We start from the raw sequence: 20,116 nt of genomic DNA on the forward strand, positions 1-20,116 counted from the left end.
GACCTCAGGCCATTTCAAAGCCCGGGTAACCCTGTGCGGCGATTTCGTCGCATCGGCGATGATAATTACCAACGCCACCAATATAGGATACAAGTCGGCGCGGTTTTCCATCGACGTTGGAGCCCATGTACCAAGAGTCGGTTTTGACGACCAAGGTCTTCGCCGCCGTCTCGTCGTGATGCTGTACCCAGTCGTCCTCGAACTCTTTGGAGGCTTCCACGACTTGTTTACCGTGCCGGGCGGCAAACTCAATACATCCAGTGATCCAGTCCACCTGCTGCTGCAGGCAGGTGGTCATGTTGCAAAGTGCAGCCGACGGTGCCAACGGTGCACCTGTTGTGAACAGGTTGGGGTAGCCGTGGATCTGCAGTCCCATGGATGTGCGGATTTCTTGTTTCCACTGCTCCCTCAGTGACCGGCTGTCGCGACCGCGAATATCGATCCGGCTGAGCGCGCCGGAACCGGCATCAAAGCCCACGGCCAGCACGATAATGTCGACCTCGTGAATCTTTCCATCGGCGGTCTGGATCCCCTCCGGCACGATGCGCTCGATCGGTGACTGCTTGCAGTCAACCGCCTCGACGTTGGGTTGCAGATAGACTTCAAGGTACTTGTTTTCGAGCGGTACGCGATGGGTGCCGAAACCATAGTCGGTGGGGATCAGCAGGTTGCAAAGATCCGGCTTGGACTGGAGACGCTCACGCATCTTGATACGCACGAACTCCGACACGACTTCGTTGACCTGCTCGTCAAAGAACATCTCGGGAAAAGAAGCCAGCCACATGGCTAACGAGCCATCTTCCCAGAGTTGTTCAAGCACGGCTTGTCGCTCTTCGGGGGTCTTCTCGGCCCAGGGGCCGGCGTCGAAGTCGTAGTCGAAACCTGCAAAGGTTTCTCGCACGCGTTTCTTGAGTTGATGGAATTGTGTGCCCCACTTTTCCCAGTCTTCTTTGCTGTATTTGGGGTTCCTCATCGGAATGACATACTGCGGGGTGCGCACGAAGACCTTCATTGATCCCACTGACGGGGCGATGGTCTGAATCACCTGAATACCCGTGGCGCCAGTGCCCACCACGGCCACACGCTTGCCCTTGAAGTCCACGGGGTCTTTTGGCCACAGGCCGGTGTGATAGATCTGGCCTTTGAAGTCGGTTTGGCCGGGGAACCGGTCGGACAGTGGCGCGGACAGCATGCCGCAGCAAGAAATCAGGTATTGCGTATTGATCGTTTCACCCGCCTCGGTTGTCACAATCCAGCGACCACTCTCCTCGCAGAAGTGAGCGGAAGCGATACGGGTGTTGAACTGGATATCTTTCTTGAGGTCCAGCCGATCCGCGACGAAGTTCAGCCACTCCTCTGTTTCGGGCTGCGCGGGGAATCGCTCGGTTGGCTGCCAGGATTTGTAGAGTTCTTCGGAGAACCAGTACTGATAAATTTCAGCCTGAGAGTCAAAGCGCGCACCGGGGTAACGATTCCAATACCATGTGCCGCCAACACCGGAAGCCGTATCGTAGGAGCGGACCGTCAAGCCCATTTCACGAAGTCGATACAACTGATAGAGGCCAGCAACCCCAGCACCAATCACCATTGCGTCCAGGTATGTGACTTTACCGTCGCCGGTAAACGCAGAGGTGAGTTTAGATTGAGCACTCATTTTGAAACCTCATATTGTTATGTTTATATTTGCCTTTACTTACTTGCTGCCAGGCAATGGTTAAGGCGCGGATAAACGTTAACAATGAAGGCGAGTGTCACTCTTGAAGGAAATGGTGAATAGCTTGAAGAATCCGGTGCAGTGACAGGCGGTATGACCCGCAAAATTGATTGGAGAACGCCGCGAACGATGAGCGGGTTCATCGTCGCTTTGCTCTTTTCCCAGGCGTGACCGGCCTCGTGATAGCTCTCCTCCGGTATTTTCGCTATACAAGATAAGTGCGTTTGTATCTACGCCCGCACTATTTGCCCAGCCTATTTGAACCGACTTTTCCGATAGCAACGAAGTTCGCGCCTACACGATATCGTTCACCCCGATTCTGACGACTACCTTGCGATAGCCCGTTTCGTCTGAATCGAAGGTTCTATGCGTGAAGCCCTGATACGGTCCACTAGGTATTGCGCATCTTTTGCCACGCCGGAAAAACGCCCCGACCCCCAGGTGTACAACCATGGCAATCCGAGGAAATACAGACCTGGCTGCGCCGTGACCCCGCGTTGGTGTCCCGGGTGGCCACGGCCATTGAAGACGGGAGCCTCGACCCAGGTAAAGTCCGGACTGAAGCCGATGCACCAGATGATGCTGGTGATGCCTGCCTCCTCAGGGTCCAGTTCGCTGCGCTCTTGTTCGGGCGACCAATTCGGCTCGTAGCGTTCACCGGGCGGCGCGTCGATTGCGTGTTCCTCGATGTACTTGTCGATCGATCCGTTGATGCGGTTGTACACCGCATCGGCGTTGTCCAGGCTCTCCTCCAGGTTAGGGGCGAATTGCATGCGCGTACCCTGCAACCCTTCAAGACGACCGTACAACTCCATGCCCTCCAGGGCGAATTTACGCAGGTCGATATCGCGCCCGCCGTCGCGTCCCGTGACGTAATGGTTGGTGTTGTCGCGCACGCCCTCACGCAGCGGATGGGTGTCGACGCCGATCTCGTAGTAGCCCATTTCCGCCAGCCAGTCGACCACGTCCTTGCCTCGATAGAAACGCGCGCAACGCGGTGCGTCACCCACTGCAAGAAAGACTTTGCGTCCTGCCAGATGCAGGTCTTCAGCAATCTGTGCCCCCGACTGCCCGGAGCCGACCACCAGTACGTTGCCGACAGGCAATGCCCCGGGGTTACGGTATTGCTCTGAATGCAGTTGATGAACACCGGCCGGCAAACGCTCGGCCAGGCGCGGAATGATTGGCGTGTGATAGCCGCCGGACGCGACGATCACTTGATCAGCCGTGAACTCGCCGTTCGAGGTATGCACCTCGAAACCACCCAGTGTGCGCGGGACCACACGCTGCACGGTAACGCCCTCCTGAACCGGCGCGTTCACCGATTTGACGAAGCCAGCGAGGTATTGGTTTATCTCGTCCTTTTTCATGAAACCGTGAGGGTCGGCGCCCTTGAAATCATCGACATAGGTATAGCCCGGCAAGGCGCATTGCCAGTTAGGCGTGACCAGACTGAAAGCGTCCCAACGCTGATTGCGCCAGGTATGGGTCACGCTGTGCTTTTCCAGCACCAGATGGTCGATCCCTTCCTGTTGCAGGTAATGGCTGGCGGACAACCCGGCCTGGCCACCGCCAACGATGATCACACTGTAATGTGAGGTTTTGATTGAGGTGAGATGGCTGGTCATAACGTTGCTCCTGTCATGGGTGACGATAAGCATCAAGGGGAAATTCAATGAATCAGAACGAACTCCAGCCTGCGCCGATCACCTGACCGGCGCCTTCGGTCCGCATGCTGAGAATGTCCACCTGCCCTTCTTCGTGGGCAGGCGCTTGAAAATCACTGGCCTGTCCCTTCAATGAACTCAAGGTGTCCATGGCCGAGCTGCAATAGAACCCCTTGACCTCCTTCACCCGCTCCGAGGCGTTGTTCAAGGCCTGTTCGATGCGCTGTAGAAACTCCGGCAACGGGTAGCTGGCGCCCTCTTCCAGGTATTGGAAAATCACGGTCGAGGGTGAATAGCCGGTGGTTTCGCGCCCATTGGGCCAGCGGATTCTGAAATTGACGGCGGGCATGTCAGTGCTCCTGTTTCAGGTTTAAAGGGGTGAGGTCGAGATGGGGGTAACTGAATCCGGTAAAGGCCTGCTCACGAAGGTTCCAGAATTCACCACGCTGTTGTCCGTGCCGGACGGTCAATGCGCCGCTTGAGTTCACTTGACCGATACGCTCACAGGGAATCCCTTCGAATGCGAAGGCTGTCTGGACTTGCGGCCAGTCACGCTCGTCGAGCGTCATCAGGAAGCCGTAGCTGGGAAACACCTGGAGCCAGCGTGCGAGGTCGGCATCCGGCGGACACGGCAGTGCAGCCAGATCGATGGTTGCGCCGCAGCCGGTGGTTTCCAGCAGCATCAACAGGCTGCCGAGAATCCCGGCGTTGCTGATGTCTTTGGCCGCGAGCAACAGTCGGGCATCGGCAAGGCGCGGCAATACGTGGATCTTGCTGCGCAGACGCTCGGCCGGTACGCCTTCGAAGGCTTTCCAATAGGTGCTGTCAGCGTGCCAGGCGCCTTCAAGGTCCACCGCCATGGCGATGACTTGGCCGGGAGCGACATGCAAGGTCGACAGCAGTGTTTGCGCAGTCCCTGTGATCGCCACGGCCAGCGCGGCGGGATGGTTCGCGTCGAGGCTGGTGTGCCCACCGGCCAACAGCAAGCCATAGGCTTCACAGGCTGCACGGATGCCCGCCAGAATCTGCTGCGCGGCGTCTTTGTCGTGATGCCAGTAGGCGTTGACCACCGCCGTGGCACGACCGCCCATGGCCGTAATGTCACTGACATTGGCCATGACCGCTGACCATCCTGCAAACCACGGCGCAGCCTCGACAAAGGCCGGCAACATGCCTTCGATGGCCAGCAGCTGAAACTGATCGCCACAGGCAATCGCTGCTGTGTCGTCGCCAGGCAAGGCGTAAAGCTGCTCGCGGGTCAGCGCTTGTGTTGCGCGACCCACCACGGCGGCAGGCTGCTGAATCGCCTGTTTGGAGCGCATGGCTGGGGTGGTCCGCAAGGTGTCGATCAGCGCCGCCAGATCAAGAGCGTCAGTCATGGCGAGCCACCTTCAGCGCACGCAATGAGACCTGGCGCGGCATCAGCGGGTAGCTCGGCAAATCCGCTTGCATCAAGCAATGCGGCTGGCCGAGCAACTCCAGCTTTTCCAGGGTTTGCCAGCGCAGGCCATGGAAATAGACTTCGTTCTGCGCCTGCACCGTAGCGCGAAACACTTCGCAGCCCAGTTCCTTGGCCCGCGACACGGCTTCGTTGACCAACGCCTTGCCGATCATGCTGTGGCGACGATACGCCGCCGCCACGCATAGACGCCCACCAAACCATAGGCCTGGCTCCGGCTGGTAGATGCGCACCGCGCCCACCACCTGATCGGCGATTCCGCAATTGCCGGCCAGGGCGACAATGGCAATCGCCTGAAAATCATGGCTGTCCTTGTCCTGCACCAGCAGTTGTTGCTCATCGGAAAATACCGACCGACGCAGGGCAAAATAGGCTTGTTTCTCCCAGTGTTCGCTGGCGGGCTTGACCCATAACTCGCCCGCGCGGAACGGCTCGAAGGTACTGTCGACCAGGGCAAAGGCGGAATTCGACATAGGGATTCTCCGGCTTATTCGTAGCTTTTCAGGGCCGAGCACGCGCCGCATTTGGCGCAACCGGCGTTGATCTGATCGGAGTGCAATCCGTGGCGGCGCAAGCTGGCGCCGATCTGCGGATAAAGCCGGGCCATCATCGCGCTCTCCGGTTTTGGGTGATGGGCCAATGGCGTGCCGTCGATGGGCACGAACGGCACCACGAACGGATACACACCCAACGCGCATAAACGTTCGCTCATCTCGCTGATGGCGGCTTCGCTGTCGCCCAGGCCGGCCAGGATGTAGGTGCTGACCTGGCCCCGACCGAAGACCTCGACCGCTGCGCTGAAGGCTTCGAAATAGCGGCTCAGCGGCACTTCGGCCTTGCCCGGCATGATCCGGTGGCGCACTTCATCGGTGACGGCTTCCAGATGGATACCCAGTGACACCACTCCGCTGTCGGCCAGGCGCTGGAACCAGCGATCATCGTCCGGCGGCTCGCATTGCGCCTGAATCGGCAAATCGACAGCGGCTGTAACGGCGGCGGCCGATTCACACAAAATCGCCGCGCCACGGTCCGGCGTTTGTGGTGTGCCAGTGGTCATCACCATGTGCTTGACGCCATCGAGTTCCACCGCGGCCTTTGCCACTTCCGCCAGTTGCTGCGGGCGTTTTCGGGCAATGGTTTTGCCCGCCGCCAGCGATTGGCCGATGGCGCAGAACTGGCAGGAACTGCCGCGATCATTGAAACGAATGCAATGCTGCAACACCGTGGTCGCGAGGACATCGCTGCTGTGCAGCGTGGCGATTTTCCAATAGGGAATGCCATCGGCGGTGCTCAAACCGTAGAACTTCGGCACACCGGGCATTTGCACCTGCCCCACCTGCAAGCCTTCCCGGAAGATCAGCGCCTGACTGCCATCGGCGTTGGGCTGCGCCTGGTAGGGCGAATCCTGTGAAGCCTGATTGAGGATCGGCACCATCATGGTCCGACTGCCAAAACTCAGCGCCTTGTGGTCCGACGGCCCCGCGCCGCCTTGTCGGGACAAACCGTTTTGTGCCGCCGGCCAACGCACGCCATGGCATTGCAACTCGGCCAGCAATTCATTGGCTCGCATGATCGAACTCCTCGGTGGCCAGCGCCGCGAAGTGCGTACCGCGCTCATGGACATGGGCCGTCGGCGTGCGGTCGATCAACAGGCTGAGCAGTTCCGGACGGCTGTAATGCCCGACCGAATCCATCATGCGTTTGCGCTTGTCGATCAAGGCCAGGTCGAGATCGGCAATGACCACGCCTTCGCCGCCACGCAGCGGCTCGCCGAGCAATTTGCCTTCGGGCGACACGACGGCCGTGAAGCAGCCACCGGAGATCGGGCCGAGCCCACAACCGGTGTCCTGCATGATCTGGCCCTGCTGATCGGCATCCAGCCACGCGGTGGCATTGACCACGAAGCACCCGGACTCCAGGGCGTGATGGCGGAGGGTGACTTCGATCTGCTCGGCAAAGATGTCGCCCACCAGTGAGCCGGGAAACATCGCCGCGTGAATCTGCTCGCCGTCCGCCATCAAGGCGTAACGGGCCAGCGGGTTGTAATGCTCCCAGCATGCCAGCGAACCGATGCGCCCCACGGCGCTGTCGATGGCGCGCAGACCCGAACCATCACCCTGCCCCCAGACCATGCGCTCGTGGTAGGTCGGGGTGATTTTGCGCCGATGCTGAATCAGGCTGCCGTCGGCATCGAAGAGTAACTGCGCGTTGTAGATCGTGCCGCCGTCGCGCTCATTGACGCCGATGGAAACCACCATCCCTGCTTGCTTGCAGGCCTCGCCAATGGCCAGGGTCGCGGCGGATGGGACCGTGACGGATTGATCGAGCAATTTGAGGTGTTGTGCACCCATGGCGAACGCCGGCTGCACAAACGAAAAGTATGGGTAGTACGGCACCACCGTCTCCGGGAACACGGCGAACTGCACGCCTTGTCGACCGAGGGCGATGATCTGTTGGCAGACCTTGTCCACGGTGCCTTCGCGGCTGTAAAGCACTGGGCTGATCTGAACGGCGGCTGCGCGAATGATGGCCATGATGGGGGTCCTGAAGTCAGTAGTGTTCGGAAGATCAACAGCGGTCCTGTGGGAGCTGGCTTGCCTGCGATTCGGGTGACGCGGTGCATCAGTTACACCGATCGCGAGCAAGCTCGCTCCCACAAGGTTTTTTGTGCGTCAGGCGGTCCAGGTATCGATGATCATCGCGCCTTCACGGCGCATCAGCAGGCGCAGGTCCATGACGTCCAGTGGGTTGATCGGGCGGATGCCTTCGATCAGGGCTTTTTCGGTCTGGCCGTACAGCGCTTGCAGGGCGAAGCGGCAGGCGTAAACCTCACCGCCCTCCTCCATGAACTGCATCAACTGCTTGTTCACCGCCAGGTGGCCGGGAAATGCTTCGGCGCCCAAGGTCGGGAAGCCGCGTTGCACGCCCAACTGCACGCCGGGTCCATACAGCAGGATTTTGGTTTCGAAGCCTTTGCGCAGCAGGCGCTTGGCTTGAAGCATATTGACCAGGCCAATGGAGCCCTCGAAAGCGATGGTGTGAAAGGTGATCAGCACTTTCTCACCAGGCTCGGCTTTGATGTCCTCGAAGACTTTTTCTTCGTAATTGACCAGGAAGTCGCCGTCTTTGTAATGGGGGATGTCCACGCTTGGCATAGTGTCGCTCTCCAGTTTTCTTCGTGCTTTGACGTCAGCCTGTATTGGCTGCCGGGTTGCAGGAGATAGAGCGAACGCCGTGCCAGAAAAATAAAACCTTTTTCGTAACGACTTATCCCATTGATTTTTATGTAAATACTGAACTGATCCGGTGTTTGATTTCGCATCTGATGCTTTCGCCGAACCACGCATTCCCGTAGAAATACGAGTATTCGTAGTGGCAAAACACGAGATTTCGTAGTCATGACTGAAGCAGACTCTCTCAGCGGTTGGGCCGACCTGGCGTATTCGTCACGGCATATGGTGTTTGAACATTGCGCCGAAGCCATCGCGCTGCTCAATCCGTTTTCCGACCGGTTGGGCGACCTGAACATCGCCGCCTGCAAGTTGCTCGGCTATCCCCGCCAGGAACTGCTGGAGCTACCGGTGAGCAAGCTGTTCGGGCATCAACTGGCGGACCTGATCGTCTTCACCCAGGCAGTGATGGACAAAGGCCGCGGCTGGACAGATGAACTGAGTTGCAACTGCAAAAGCGGCGAACGCATCGAACTGGAAATCTCCGCCACCACCCTACAAATCAAGGGCGTACAACACCTCATTTTGGTGCTGCGTGAACGCAGTCAGGAGAAGTACCAGCGCGACCAGGCCCAGACCGAGCGCACCATGCGCGGCGGGCTGATCGAGTGGCGCAACATCCTTAACCTGTTCCAGGAAAATGAACGCGACAACCAACTGCTGCTCAGTTCCGTGGGCGACGGCATCTACAGCATCAACAGCGAGGGCCTGGCCACCTTCGTCAACCCCGCCTGTGCGCGGATGCTGGGTTGGGAAACCCAGGACATGATCGGCAAGAACATCCACCGCATTCACCACCACACCCATGCCGATGGCAGTCATTACCCGGTCGAACAGTGCCCGATCTATAAGGCGGTGCACGATGGTGTGATTCATGAGGGTCGTCAGGAAGTGTTCTGGCGCCGGGATGGCAGTTCGTTTCCGGTGGAATTCACCAGCACTCCGGTGATTTCCGAGGGCCGTATCGTCGGTGCGGTGGTGGTGTTCCGCGACATCACCGAGCGGCGCAGCACGGAAAACCAGCTGCAAAGTGCCCTGGATGAACTCAAGGTACTCAAGGAGCGTCTCGAAGAGCAGAACGCTTACTTGCAGGAAGAGATTCACATCGAGCACAACTTCCGCGAAATCGTCGGCCAGAGCGAGCCGATCAAAAAAATCATCCGGCAGATCGACGTGGTCGCCCCGACCGATGCCAGCGTGTTGATCAACGGTGAATCGGGAACGGGCAAGGAGCTGATTGCCCGCGCCATCCACCAGGCCAGTCGCCGCAATGCCCATCCGCTGATTCGGGTCAATTGCGCGGCGATCCCTGCGGAATTGTTCGAGAGCGAGTTTTTCGGGCACATCCGGGGCGCGTTTACCGGGGCGGTGCGTGATCGCGTCGGGCGCTTTGAGCTGGCTGACGGAGGCACGCTGTTCCTCGACGAAATCGGCGAAATTCCCCTGGAGCTGCAAAGCAAGCTACTGCGAGTGTTGCAGGAAGGTCAGTTCGAGCGCGTCGGTGAAGAACGCACGCGCAAGGTCGATGTCAGGATCATTGCCGCGACCAACCGCGATCTGCGTCAGGAAGTCGAGGCCAGGCACTTTCGCGAAGACCTGTACTTTCGCCTGAACGTATTCCCGATCAAGTCGCCGCCATTGCGTGATCGATCGATGGACATCGGCGCCCTGGCCGCACACTTCCTCAAGCAGACCGGCAAACGCTTGAACATGCCTGGCAGGCGATTGCGCAACAGCGACATCGAACGCCTGCAACGCTACTCATGGCCAGGCAATATTCGCGAGTTGCAAAACGTCATCGAGCGTGCGTTGATCACCTCGATCGGCGCGGACCTGAACCTGGATTTGCCCGACGAACCTAAAGCCAGCCTCAACGCCACGCCACAACCTCCCCCCTTGTCCGTGATCATGACTGACGCCCAGATTCGCGAGCTTGAACGCAACAACATGCAAGCAGCACTGAAGGCCGCGGATGGAAAGCTGTTCGGCAAGGGCGGTGCTGCTGAACGGCTGGGGCTCAAGCCCACGACGCTGGCATCGAGGTTCAAGCGGCTGGACATCAAAGTGGGCGATTGATCATCGCCGCCCTGCCGGCCTCATGATGAATATCTACCCTGCCTGAACCGCCTTGGGCAATGTCGCACAGGCCGGGTAGTCAAATGCACGGCACATGCTCAGGGGGCGAGGATTTCCTGCAGAAATTCAATGAACACATTAATGCGACTGGAACCACGATGATTGGGCAGGTACAGCGCATTGATACAACTGCTGGCACTGCCAGGGTTGACCTCGTACTGCTCCAGCACACGCGTCAGGCGACCTGCGCTGACATCGTCACGCACCAACCAGTCGGCCAATAGCGTCACCCCGCCCCCGGCCAACGCCGCCTCACGCAGAATGTCGGCGTTGTTGCTTTGCAGCCTTCCCTGCACATTCAAGCGAATGATTTCCTCATCACCCTGGAATGTCCAATTGTGGTGGCCTGTGCGGTAATCAAAACGCAGGCATTGGTGCTCCAGCAGATCATGGGGGTGTCGGGGCAGTCCGGTACGCGTCAGGTAATCGGGGCTCGCCACTACCCAACGCTGGAAATCGCCCAGGCGCTTGCTGACGATGTCTTCACTGACGACCGATGAACCCAGGCGCACGGACACATCTATTTGCTCGCTGAGCAGGTCACTGACCTCGTCGCTCAGCGCGAGGCTGATCTCCAGGCCAGGATGACGATCCAGCAGTCGTCCCAGATGCGGCGCGATGATGCGTCGGCCGAACTCCACCGGGACGCTGGCCCGTAAGCGTCCCTGGGCTTCGCTGCCACGGTCGGTCACGACGGCATCGGCCTCGTCGATGGCCTCGAGGATCGCCACGGCTTTATCGAAATAGTGCTGCCCTGCCACCGTGACGCTCGTGTTGCGCGTGGTGCGATTGAGCAAGCTGGCGCCCAACTCACTCTCCAGCCCCGCTACCTGCCGGGTCACAGACGAAGTGGAGATGCCAAGCTTGCGCGCCGCAGACGAATACCCCCCACAGCGTACGGTTTCGACAAACATTTTGAGCGCCAGCAACTTATCCATAAGCGGAGTCCAGGATCGAAAAGGTAAGGTAACGACTGTGCATGACCAGGCGTTTCACGTCTTGCATGGATGTGCTTAACCAGGTGGATTAAACCCGATACGAGCCGCTGAATCAGGATGGCGTGATGCCCATGATCCGATTGCCCATGTACACTCCCCAGTCCCTCATGCGCTTGCCTTCTGCAAGTTGCTGTCTTTGCCAGGTCTGCAGGGCTTTGTCGAGATCGCCATTGTCGTCGATGGCCTGCGCCAGGAACAGTGCATTGCGGGCCGCCTTGGCCGTGCTTCCGGCGGTATGGGGCCGCGGTACAAAAGCGGCATCGCCGGTCAACAGCACACGTCCGAACACCATTTGTGGAACGTCGAGATCAAGGATCGCCTGGACAAAAATGTCCTGGGTCTGGCGTATCAGTTCGCGAAAAGCCGGATTTGCATATCGCTCGCCCATTTCCCGCAGATAAGCCTCCTGCTCCGCCGCCAAAGCCCCCGGTGGAATGGAGTGGTTACGCCGCTGGCCGTCGCGATCAGTGAGCACGGCGTCCAGTTCCGGCCCTTGCGCGGCTTTCAAATACCATAGCCAGTTGAACCGACGCTCGCCAGGCTCAATGGAGCCGTTCAAGCCCGGCACCATGTATTCGAGCATCAGCGATCCAGGGTCCTGTTGAAAGACAAAGTCCTCGTAAAGCTGCGTCTTGGCGAAGTCTGCAAGTCGGTCTTCATCAACAAGCCCACGCCAAACCACATAGCCCGAATAGCCAGGTTGCGCCCCGGGCAACACCCTGCTCCGCACGGATGAACCCGCCCCATCGGCCCCCACCAGCAGGTCTGCCTCGGCACGACTGCCATCGGCGAACATCGCCGTCACCCGGTGCTCGTCCTGAGCCAGATCCACCAGCGTCTTGCCACGGTGATAGTGCTCGGCGGGAAATGCCGAAAACAATGCGTTGTACACGGTGTTCCAGGACGTCTGTGTTTGCGGCATCGGTTCTTTATGCAAGACGCTACCGGCTCGATCCAGATACAGGCGATCATGGGAGCGGACACCCAGCGCATGGGTATGTTGGATGCCTGCATAGCGAAAATGCTGCAGGACATCCGCTTGCAGAACAATGCCTCCGCCACGGCTATCCATTGCCGCGGGGGAGCGCTCGAAAACATCGACTTGCCAGCCAATTGCCCGCAACGCTGTGGCGGCAAACAGGCCGCCCAGAGAACCACCGATGACCAGGGCTTTCGGACTATCCGGATTCTTCATTACCTTTCTCCTTGCGTAGTGGTGATTCCCGAACCAACCGGTTTTGAGCTGCGTTATGCCAGCGCCGGATAGTCGATATAGCCCTTGGCGTCGCCGCCAAAAAAGCTGTTGCCGTCCGCCGGGTTGAGTTCGGTACGCCCGCGCAGGCGAGCCGGCAAGTCGGGGTTGGCAATGAACGGGCGACCGAACGCGATGACGTCGGCACGCCCTTGCGCGATGGCGCGTTCAGCGGTCTCTGCGGTGTACCCCCCCGCCAGCATCAGAACGCCGTGGAAGTCAGCACGCAGCTGTTTGATGATGGCGTCCCAGCGTGGATCATTACTTTCATCGAGCACCGTGCCGACCATCATTGGTTCCACGAGGTGCAGGTAGGCGAGATTCCATTGATTGAGCCGGGAAGCAATGTAGCCAAAGGTCTGTTCCGGGGTGTCATCGCCCATTCCCATGAATCGCCCCATCGGTGTCAGGCGCACGGCAACGCGTTCGGCCCCGACTTCTTCGGTCACCGCTTGAACCACTTCGAGCAGCAGCCGTGCACGGTTTTCAATACTTCCACCGTAGCGATCGCTACGCTGATTGCTGGCACTGTTGATGAATTGGTCCAGCAAGTAGCCATTGCCCGCGTGGATTTCCACGCCGTCCATACCGGCCAGAAGCGCATTGCGCGCGGCCTTGCGGAAATCAGAAACGATCGCCTCGATCCCCGAGATGTCCAGTTCCTGAGGGACTGGAACATCACCCCACACCCCCTCGCCCTGCTCATTGAGGATGAAGGTCTTGCCGGGGACCGGCTGTGCGGTCGGCGCGACCGGCAAGCCGCCGTTCGGTTGAAACACGGGGTGTGACACCCTCCCCACATGCCAAAGCTGCAGGAAAATGCGCCCGCCCTCCGCATGCACGGCGTCGCTGACCGCTTTCCAGCCGTGAATCTGCTCGTCGCTATGGATGCCCGGCGTCCAGGCGTAACCCTGACCCTGCTGCGAAATCTGAGTGGCCTCGGTGATGATCAACGCGGCACTGGCGCGCTGACGGTAGTACTCGACGTTCATCGATGTCGGCACGTTGCCGGGCTGCCCTGCCCGCGAGCGAGTCAAAGGGGCCATGGCGACACGGTGATCAAGGTTGAGTTGACCGAGTTTGATGGGGCTGAACAAGTGCTGGGACATGATAATTTCCTGTAGGGATCGGGATTGAACAAGCGGCTCAAGCGGCCTGGTTTTGTTTCAGTATCTGGATCATGATTTCGCTGGGTTGTGCGCCACTGATCACGTCATCCGCGATCTCAATGGTCGGCACCGAACGCACACCGGACGCCTTGCTTTGCGCTTCGAGCTTCAAGACTTCAGTCGTGCCTTCATCGGTGTTGAGAAAGTCGACAATGACCTTGCGGTCCAGTCCTGTTTCGCCAGCGATATCGGCTAACACATTGAGGTCGCCGATATCCCGCCCCTCGCCGAAGTACGCCTTGAAAATGGCCTTGACCAGGCATGCAGCGTCTTTACCCGCCTGTTGCTCGCGCCATACCAAGCGATGCGCGGCCAGGGTGTTGGGGGTTGTTTCGACGCGCTCATAATGGAACCCGAGGCCGACGGCTTTACCGGCGTGGGTGACCTGCGCGTCCATGGCCTGGCTGCGCGCCCAACTGCCGAATTTGCCAGAGCGATAGGCCTTGCGATCCATGCCTCGAACAGGCATGTCCGGGTTCAATTGGTAAGGCAGGAAATGAATGGGGTGGTCAGTTGGAAAACCCGACGCGGCCAGTGCGCGCTCGAGGTTTTCCTCACCGATCCAGCACCATGGGCAGATGAAGTCGTAAGTCACCTGAATGGTTGATGAATGCAAACTCATGATGGTCTCCGTGGTTGAATGTTTTCACACCCCCAAGGTAAGCCTCCAGCGCCCTCCGGAATATCCACCTGCCGCGCAACGTTGCTTTTCGCAAAACGCAACGCTGAGGTGATCGGCGCGTCGGCCCATGGCTGCCGTTGCGCACGGCGCAACGTAGCGTTGCGTCTTGATGGGCTACACGATCACCAGCGCCCTGTCTAAGCTCACCGAGCAGAAATCGCCGTACGCCAATCGCACGCGGCGGATTGAAAAATCTGTCGTTTACTCAGTTCGAGAGGTAAGGCGATGAAGCGCAAGACGATCATCGGTGCCGTTGTGGCGCTCGGCGTGGTGGGAATAGGGTTCGCGTTCTGGATGATGTGGAGGCCGGAAATCGCTGCTGTCAGCCCGCCGCAGAGTGCCGGAAAGGAAACCCTGGACAGAGGCCGGCGCATTGTCGAAGCGGGCGACTGCGCGGTCTGCCACACGCGGCCCGGGGGCGATTACATGGCGGGCGGCTTGCCATTGATCACGCCCTTCGGAACACTCTTCACCACCAACATCACCCCGGACCCGGAAACCGGTATCGGCAAGTGGTCGCTGCCGGCCTTTGAACGAGCCATGCGTGAAGGCATCGCCCGCGACGGTCACTTCCTCTACCCGGCCTTCCCCTACGTGCATTACCGAAAGTTGAGTGGTGCCGATATCGCGGATGCCTACGCCTTCCTGATGAGCGTGGACCCGGTCAAATACACCGCACCTGAAAACCATATGGTTTTCCCCATGAACTTCCGTGCGCTGGTGTCGTTCTGGAACTTGCTGTTCCTGCATGGCGACCCGCTGGAACCGATTCCCGACCGGTCTGCGCAATGGAACCGCGGACGCTATCTGGTCGAAGGCGCGGGACACTGTTCGTCCTGTCATTCGCCGCTGAATCTGATTGGCGGCGAAAAGAGCAGCGAGCTGTTCAACGGCGGTGTCGTCGACGGCTGGACGGCCCCCTCCCTGCGCGGGATGGCCGACGCGCAACACCCCTGGAATGAAGCCCAGTTGGTCGCCTATCTGACGGGCAAGGTCGCCGAAGATCACGGCGCGGCGGCGGGCCCGATGTTGCCGGTCAGCCTGAGCATCGCGCAATTGCCGGTGGAAGATGCCCAGGCCATCGCCCGCTATATCCTCGACCTCAAAAAAACCTCGTCGGACGCCACGTCACCGCCCTGCCCGCCAGCGGCCAATCCCACTGCCAAGACGCTGCCCGGTGCGGCGCTGTTCGAGGGTGCCTGCGCAAGTTGCCACAGCTCCGCCGCCCCCATGCGCACCCTTGATTCGAGGCCCGCGCTGGTCAACACCAGCGCCGTCAGGGCGGACTCGCCACGTAATCTGATCCAGACCATTTTGCAGGGCATCCCGATGTCCACTGCCGCTGCCAGCCACTACATGCCGGCCTTCGCAGACAGTCTGGATGACATCCACCTCGCCGCCATCGCCGAGTACTTGCGCAACGAGAGCTGCCCGACCAGGCCCTGGACGGATCTCGACAAGACAATCAAGAGCATTCGGACTCAGGAGTAGCCACCGTGATCACACTCGACATCAACGGCAAGACGCATGAACTGGACATCCCGCAAGACATGCCGCTGCTGTATGCCCTGCGCAACCAGGTAGGGCTCAATGGCGCGAAATACGGCTGCGGTCTGGGTCAGTGCGGCGCTTGCACGGTTTTAGTGAACGATAAACCGGTATTTTCATGCCTGACGCCCTGCGGCGCACTGGCGGGCAAGTCCGTGCGCACCGTGGAGAGCCTGGGCAGTGCCGACAAACCGGGACCGTTGCAGAAAGCCTTTATCGACGAGCAGGCAGCCCAGTGTGGTTATTGCATCGCGGGGATGATCGTACGGGCGCAGGCGCTGTTGGAGGCAAACCCTCATCCGGACGATGACACGATTCGTCGCCACATGGCGCCCAACCTGTGCCGCTGCGGCACTCATGTACGGATCCTCGCCGCTATCAAGTCGGTCATCGCGCAGGGAGACAAGGTATGAAGTCCTCAAGGCAAAACGTCGATCTGAGCCGCCGCGCCTTCGTGATAAACGGTGCATTGGTGATGGGGTTCGCCATGCTCCCGAGTATCCCGCGTGCCTTCGCCGACACCGAAGTGGACACCCTGGGTACGGAAATCCTGGCGCCTGATCTGCCAGGCAGTTTGCGGGCCACGCCCTATCTGGACGCCTGGATCCGCATTGACGCGAAAGATGGCATTACCGTCTACACCGGCAAAGTGGAGCTGGGCACTGGCGTCAAGACCGCGCTCCTGCAGATCGCCGCGGAACGCCTGGAAGTGTCACCGGGTCTCATCCGTTTTCTCACCGCCGATACTGCCCTGACACCCAATGAGGGCTACACCGCCGGCAGCCATACGATCGTCGACAGCGGCACTGCGCTGTTCAACGCGGCGGCCCAGGTGCGCCAGTTGTTACTCGAATCCGCGGCTCGCCAATGGCAATGCAATACCGACAGCCTGAGCACGCGGGACGCGGTGATCCACGATGGGCAAGGCCGCAGCATGACCTACATACAAGCGGTGAACGGGGTTCAATTGCATCGCTTCGCCTCCGCGAGTTCCCCCTTCAAGCCAGCCAGCAGTTTCACCCTGATCGGCACATCATTGCCCAGGCTGGACATCCCGGCCAAGGTCAGCGGCGGTGCGGCCTATGTGCAGGACATGCGCCTGCCCGATATGTTGCATGCCCGCGTAATACGTCCACCCCGGCGCGGCAGTCAGCTACTGGACATAGACGAGGCGGCCCTCAACAAACTCCCCGGTGTGGTGAAGCTGGTCCGTAACGGCAGTTACCTCGCCGTGGTCGCCACCGATGAGTGGCTGGCGGTCAAAGCGATGCGCGAGGGCTACGCAACTGCCCGCTGGACCGAAGGAAATCCACTACCTGACTCGACACATATCCATCAACTGCTCACCGAGTTGCCGGCGCGACGCTACCCGGTGAGCGCCAAGGGTCACCTCACCCAACCCGAATCCCCTGGGTACAAGGCACGGGTGACCAGGCAATACCTGATGCACGGTTCCATCGGGCCGTCTTGCGCGGTGGCTTGGTTCAAGGAGGGGATGCTGACCGTCTGGACCCACACCCAGGGTGTTTATCCTCTGCGCATGGGCATCGCCGAGATGCTGGGTCTGCCCGTGCAGCAGGTACGCTGCATCCATGCTGAAGGCTCAGGTTGCTATGGCCACAACGGCGCCGATGACGCCGCCGCCGATGCCGCGTTGATCGCCATGGCCCTGCCTGGCAAACCCGTACGGGTGCAATGGATGCGCGAACAGGAAAATCTCTGGGAGCCCTACAGCTCGGCAATGCTGGCTGAAGTGGAAGCGGGACTGGACGACAGCGGGCGTCTTCGTGACTGGAAATACGAACTCTGGAGTACCCCGCACAACGAACGCATCGTCAATGCCGGGCGCCTGCTGCCGGCGTGGCTATTGGCCAAACCCTTCACCCCTGCGCCTTCGGTCCCTATCGCCCAACCCGAGGGCGACGGCGACCGTAACGCGGTTCCGTTGTATGAGATACCCAACCTGCAGGTTGATCTGAATTTTGTGCTGACCATGCCCTTCAGGACCTCGGCCATGCGTTCGCTGGGTGCCCATATCAATGTGTTCGCCATCGAAAGCACGGTGGATGAACTGGCGTCGCGGGCAGCTGTGGATCCGGTGCAATTTCGCCGGAATCACTTGAGCGATCCGCGAGCACTGGCGGTGGTGGATCGGGTGGCCAGTGCGTTCAACTGGCCCCAAAAAGCCACAGGCCCCGGCAGCGGAATCGGCTTCGCCTTCGCCCGCTATAAAAACATCATGGGTTACTGCGCCATTGCCGTGCAGTTGCATGTGCAGCGCCAGACCGGGCAAGTGACGATTGATCGGGTGGTGACCGCCGTCGATGTGGGGCAAATTGTCAGCCCTGACGGGCTGCTCAATCAGGTTCAGGGTGGCATCGTGCAGTCCGCCAGCTGGACGCTCTATGAACGAATTCTCTATGACGCCAGTGGCCTGCATAGCTTCGATTGGAGCGGCTATCCGATCATGCGTTTTTCCGAGGTGCCCAAACAGATCGAGGTCCACATGATCGATCAGCCGGACCAGCCATTTCTCGGTGCCGCGGAAATCGTCCAGGGCCCCATGGCCGCAGCGCTGGGTAACGCCATTCGGGATGCCACCGGCAAGCGTTTGCTCGATCTGCCACTGGCTCGACGTGGCTGGCAGGAAGCGTTGGGATCATGAGCGATCCTGACGGGCTGAATCGGTCGGCTATCGCACACCTGGGATAAAAAAAAGGGCGGTGGAGGATCACCCGCACCGCCCTACCCCATTCAAGGGAAATGTTTCTCTTCTATAAAACATGCCGTTGGAAGAGAACGGCATGTACACGCAACACGCCTTTAAGCGCTGCCTGTCAGTCGAGCGGGCAGCCAGCCCGCTGAATAAGTTTTCACCCGCGCTCTACCGGATAACGCCTAAAACAATGCCAGTTGGTAATTAATGATGATCCGGTTTTCGTCCTGTTGGCGGGTGTTCGGGATGTTGTTTCGTACCATCGCGTTTTTCCACATGAGGCTAACGCCTTTCAACGGTCCCGATTGCACGACATAGGCCAGCGTTATATCGCGCTCCCACTCACTGGAATGGCTGGACGCGATGGTGTTGATGTCATCACCGTTAACGTAGACAACCCCCGCGGTCGCGCCGGGCAAGCCCAGTTTTGCAAAGTCAAAGGCGTAGCGTGCTTGCCAGGACTTCTCGCCGGCGTGCACGAATTTCTGAACCTGCATTTCCGTGATGGTGTAAGTGGTCGGGCCGTCACCCTGGTTTAAATAAGGGAAATCGCTTTTCCCGTTGCTAACCTCATAGCCGGCTCCGAAGGTGTGACCGGCAACGGCGTAGGTCAATAAACCACTGAACAGGTTATTGTCGACTTTGCCTTTTAGCGTATTACCGCCGTAGTAGCCTGTCGTAAAGTAAGCAGGGTCATGGCCGTTCGCACCAGCGTCCTGGCTATTGAAATATCGGAGATCACTGGTCAGCACGCCTGAACCGATTGCCCAGTTATGAATCAACCCCAGAAAGTGTTGCTTATAAAAATCCTCAAGGTTGCCGTAATAATATTGCAAGGTCAGGTCTTTGCTCAGTTTGTAGTCGCCGCCCGCATAAATGAATTTATTACTGAAACGACCGGTGACCGGATTGTTGGCGCCGGCAATGGACATGTTTTCGGTATTGCTGGAGTTCCGGCCCTTGACCCCGTCAATTTGCCCTCCTGTCAGGGTCAGATCCTTGATGTCCGCAGAGGTCACCTGGGCTCCCTGCCAGGTTTGCGGCAGCAAACGCCCGTCGTTGCTATAGATAACCGGCAGCTTCGGCACCAGAGTGCCAAGCTTCAACTCGGTCTTGGAGATCTTCACTTTCCCGGTCAGTCCCAGGCTGGAAAAATCGTCAACCGCATGATCGCCGTCGCTTGGAAACACCACACCGCCGAAGTTGTTGCCCGTTGGATTGCCATGCTTGCCGGTGCTTGAATCGAGTTTGACACCCAACATGCCTAGCGCATCGACACCGAAGCCTACAGGCCCTTGGGTATATCCGGAGATATATTCCAACTGGAAAGCCTGTCCCCATTCCGCTTGATAACTTTGATTGGCGGCTTCCTGCGCGGGTGTTGCGGAGTCACGATAATCGCTGTTGATATAGTAGTTACGCAGTTTAAGTGCCGCCTTACTATCATCAATGAAACCCGCCGCATGGGTATGCTGCGCCAAGACACACAGGGCGGCCGCGAGGGTAAAAGTACATTTCATTTCTCTGCACCCAAGTTGAGATTAT

17 protein-coding genes are annotated in these 20,116 nt (G+C 59.2%); 4 read left to right on the forward strand and 13 right to left on the reverse strand.

What is annotated here, in order from left to right:
• Nucleotides 1-4: 4 nt before the first annotated feature.
• The 8 genes from BLV61_RS00820 to BLV61_RS00855 all read right to left on the reverse strand — a co-directional run bounded on the left by BLV61_RS00820 (nucleotide 5) and on the right by BLV61_RS00855 (nucleotide 7,995).
• Entirely contained in the window at nucleotides 5-1,654 is a 1,650-nt protein-coding gene (locus tag BLV61_RS00820; protein ID WP_090461829.1) for a flavin-containing monooxygenase, read from the reverse strand.
• A gap of 386 nt (nucleotides 1,655-2,040) precedes the next feature.
• Nucleotides 2,041-3,342, reverse strand: coding sequence for an MSMEG_0569 family flavin-dependent oxidoreductase (locus tag BLV61_RS00825; RefSeq protein WP_090461831.1), 1,302 nt, complete (start codon nucleotides 3,340-3,342; stop codon nucleotides 2,041-2,043).
• Between the two features lie 52 nt (nucleotides 3,343-3,394).
• Nucleotides 3,395-3,730: an MSMEG_0570 family nitrogen starvation response protein gene (locus BLV61_RS00830; RefSeq protein ID WP_090461833.1), complete on the reverse strand. Its 336-nt coding sequence runs from the start codon at nucleotides 3,728-3,730 to the stop codon at nucleotides 3,395-3,397.
• 1 nt (nucleotide 3,731) lies between these two features.
• Nucleotides 3,732-4,760: a sll0787 family AIR synthase-like protein gene (locus BLV61_RS00835; RefSeq protein WP_090461835.1), complete on the reverse strand. Its 1,029-nt coding sequence runs from the start codon at nucleotides 4,758-4,760 to the stop codon at nucleotides 3,732-3,734.
• Complete coding sequence (locus BLV61_RS00840; RefSeq protein ID WP_090461837.1) at nucleotides 4,753-5,313, reverse strand: MSMEG_0567/Sll0786 family nitrogen starvation N-acetyltransferase; 561 nt, start codon at nucleotides 5,311-5,313, stop codon at nucleotides 4,753-4,755. Before BLV61_RS00840 ends, BLV61_RS00835 begins: the two co-directional genes overlap by 8 nt.
• Before the next feature lie 14 nt (nucleotides 5,314-5,327).
• A complete protein-coding gene (locus tag BLV61_RS00845; protein ID WP_090461840.1) occupies nucleotides 5,328-6,410 on the reverse strand; it encodes an MSMEG_0568 family radical SAM protein in 1,083 nt (360 codons plus the stop codon).
• Entirely contained in the window at nucleotides 6,397-7,374 is a 978-nt protein-coding gene (locus BLV61_RS00850; RefSeq protein ID WP_047529175.1) for a Nit6803 family nitrilase, read from the reverse strand. Before BLV61_RS00850 ends, BLV61_RS00845 begins: the two co-directional genes overlap by 14 nt.
• A 138-nt stretch (nucleotides 7,375-7,512) precedes the next feature.
• The gene (locus tag BLV61_RS00855) at nucleotides 7,513-7,995 is read right to left on the reverse strand and encodes an MSMEG_0572/Sll0783 family nitrogen starvation response protein (protein ID WP_047529177.1); all 483 of its coding nucleotides are present in this window, start codon (nucleotides 7,993-7,995) and stop codon (nucleotides 7,513-7,515) included.
• A gap of 243 nt (nucleotides 7,996-8,238) precedes the next feature.
• On the opposite strand from BLV61_RS00855, the gene BLV61_RS00860 reads away from it, so the two are divergent.
• Nucleotides 8,239-10,146: a sigma 54-interacting transcriptional regulator gene (locus BLV61_RS00860; protein WP_047529179.1), complete on the forward strand. Its 1,908-nt coding sequence runs from the start codon at nucleotides 8,239-8,241 to the stop codon at nucleotides 10,144-10,146.
• 98 nt (nucleotides 10,147-10,244) lie between these two features.
• Here BLV61_RS00860 and BLV61_RS00865 read toward each other — a convergent pair whose 3' ends face one another.
• The 4 genes from BLV61_RS00865 to BLV61_RS00880 all read right to left on the reverse strand — a co-directional run bounded on the left by BLV61_RS00865 (nucleotide 10,245) and on the right by BLV61_RS00880 (nucleotide 14,247).
• Nucleotides 10,245-11,144: a LysR family transcriptional regulator gene (locus BLV61_RS00865; protein WP_047529180.1), complete on the reverse strand. Its 900-nt coding sequence runs from the start codon at nucleotides 11,142-11,144 to the stop codon at nucleotides 10,245-10,247.
• 112 nt (nucleotides 11,145-11,256) lie between these two features.
• Nucleotides 11,257-12,399 (reverse strand): FAD binding domain-containing protein, encoded by a 1,143-nt coding sequence (locus tag BLV61_RS00870; RefSeq protein ID WP_090461842.1) that lies wholly within the window; start codon nucleotides 12,397-12,399, stop codon nucleotides 11,257-11,259.
• Nucleotides 12,400-12,452: 53 nt separating this feature from the next.
• Nucleotides 12,453-13,565: an alkene reductase gene (locus BLV61_RS00875; RefSeq protein ID WP_090461844.1), complete on the reverse strand. Its 1,113-nt coding sequence runs from the start codon at nucleotides 13,563-13,565 to the stop codon at nucleotides 12,453-12,455.
• A 37-nt stretch (nucleotides 13,566-13,602) separates the two neighbouring features.
• The gene (locus BLV61_RS00880) at nucleotides 13,603-14,247 is read right to left on the reverse strand and encodes a DsbA family oxidoreductase (protein ID WP_047529186.1); all 645 of its coding nucleotides are present in this window, start codon (nucleotides 14,245-14,247) and stop codon (nucleotides 13,603-13,605) included.
• 285 nt (nucleotides 14,248-14,532) lie between these two features.
• On the opposite strand from BLV61_RS00880, the gene BLV61_RS00885 reads away from it, so the two are divergent.
• From BLV61_RS00885 to BLV61_RS00895, 3 genes are read left to right on the forward strand one after another with little or no spacing between them, the layout of a single operon-like run.
• The gene (locus tag BLV61_RS00885) at nucleotides 14,533-15,798 is read left to right on the forward strand and encodes a cytochrome c (RefSeq protein ID WP_090461845.1); all 1,266 of its coding nucleotides are present in this window, start codon (nucleotides 14,533-14,535) and stop codon (nucleotides 15,796-15,798) included.
• Nucleotides 15,799-15,803: 5 nt separating this feature from the next.
• Complete coding sequence (locus tag BLV61_RS00890) at nucleotides 15,804-16,268, forward strand: (2Fe-2S)-binding protein (protein WP_047529190.1); 465 nt, start codon at nucleotides 15,804-15,806, stop codon at nucleotides 16,266-16,268.
• Nucleotides 16,265-18,520, forward strand: a complete 2,256-nt coding sequence (locus BLV61_RS00895; RefSeq protein WP_090461848.1) for a xanthine dehydrogenase family protein molybdopterin-binding subunit — start codon at nucleotides 16,265-16,267, stop codon at nucleotides 18,518-18,520. The genes BLV61_RS00890 and BLV61_RS00895 overlap by 4 nt, the downstream gene beginning before the upstream one ends.
• Before the next feature lie 233 nt (nucleotides 18,521-18,753).
• On the opposite strand, the gene BLV61_RS00900 is transcribed toward BLV61_RS00895, so the two are convergent.
• Nucleotides 18,754-20,091: an OprD family porin gene (locus BLV61_RS00900; RefSeq protein ID WP_090461850.1), complete on the reverse strand. Its 1,338-nt coding sequence runs from the start codon at nucleotides 20,089-20,091 to the stop codon at nucleotides 18,754-18,756.
• Between the last annotated feature and the right edge of the window lie 25 nt (nucleotides 20,092-20,116).

Origin of the sequence: Pseudomonas mohnii (assembly GCF_900105115.1) — a bacterium.
In the GTDB taxonomy this organism is placed as follows: domain Bacteria; phylum Pseudomonadota; class Gammaproteobacteria; order Pseudomonadales; family Pseudomonadaceae; genus Aquipseudomonas; species Aquipseudomonas mohnii.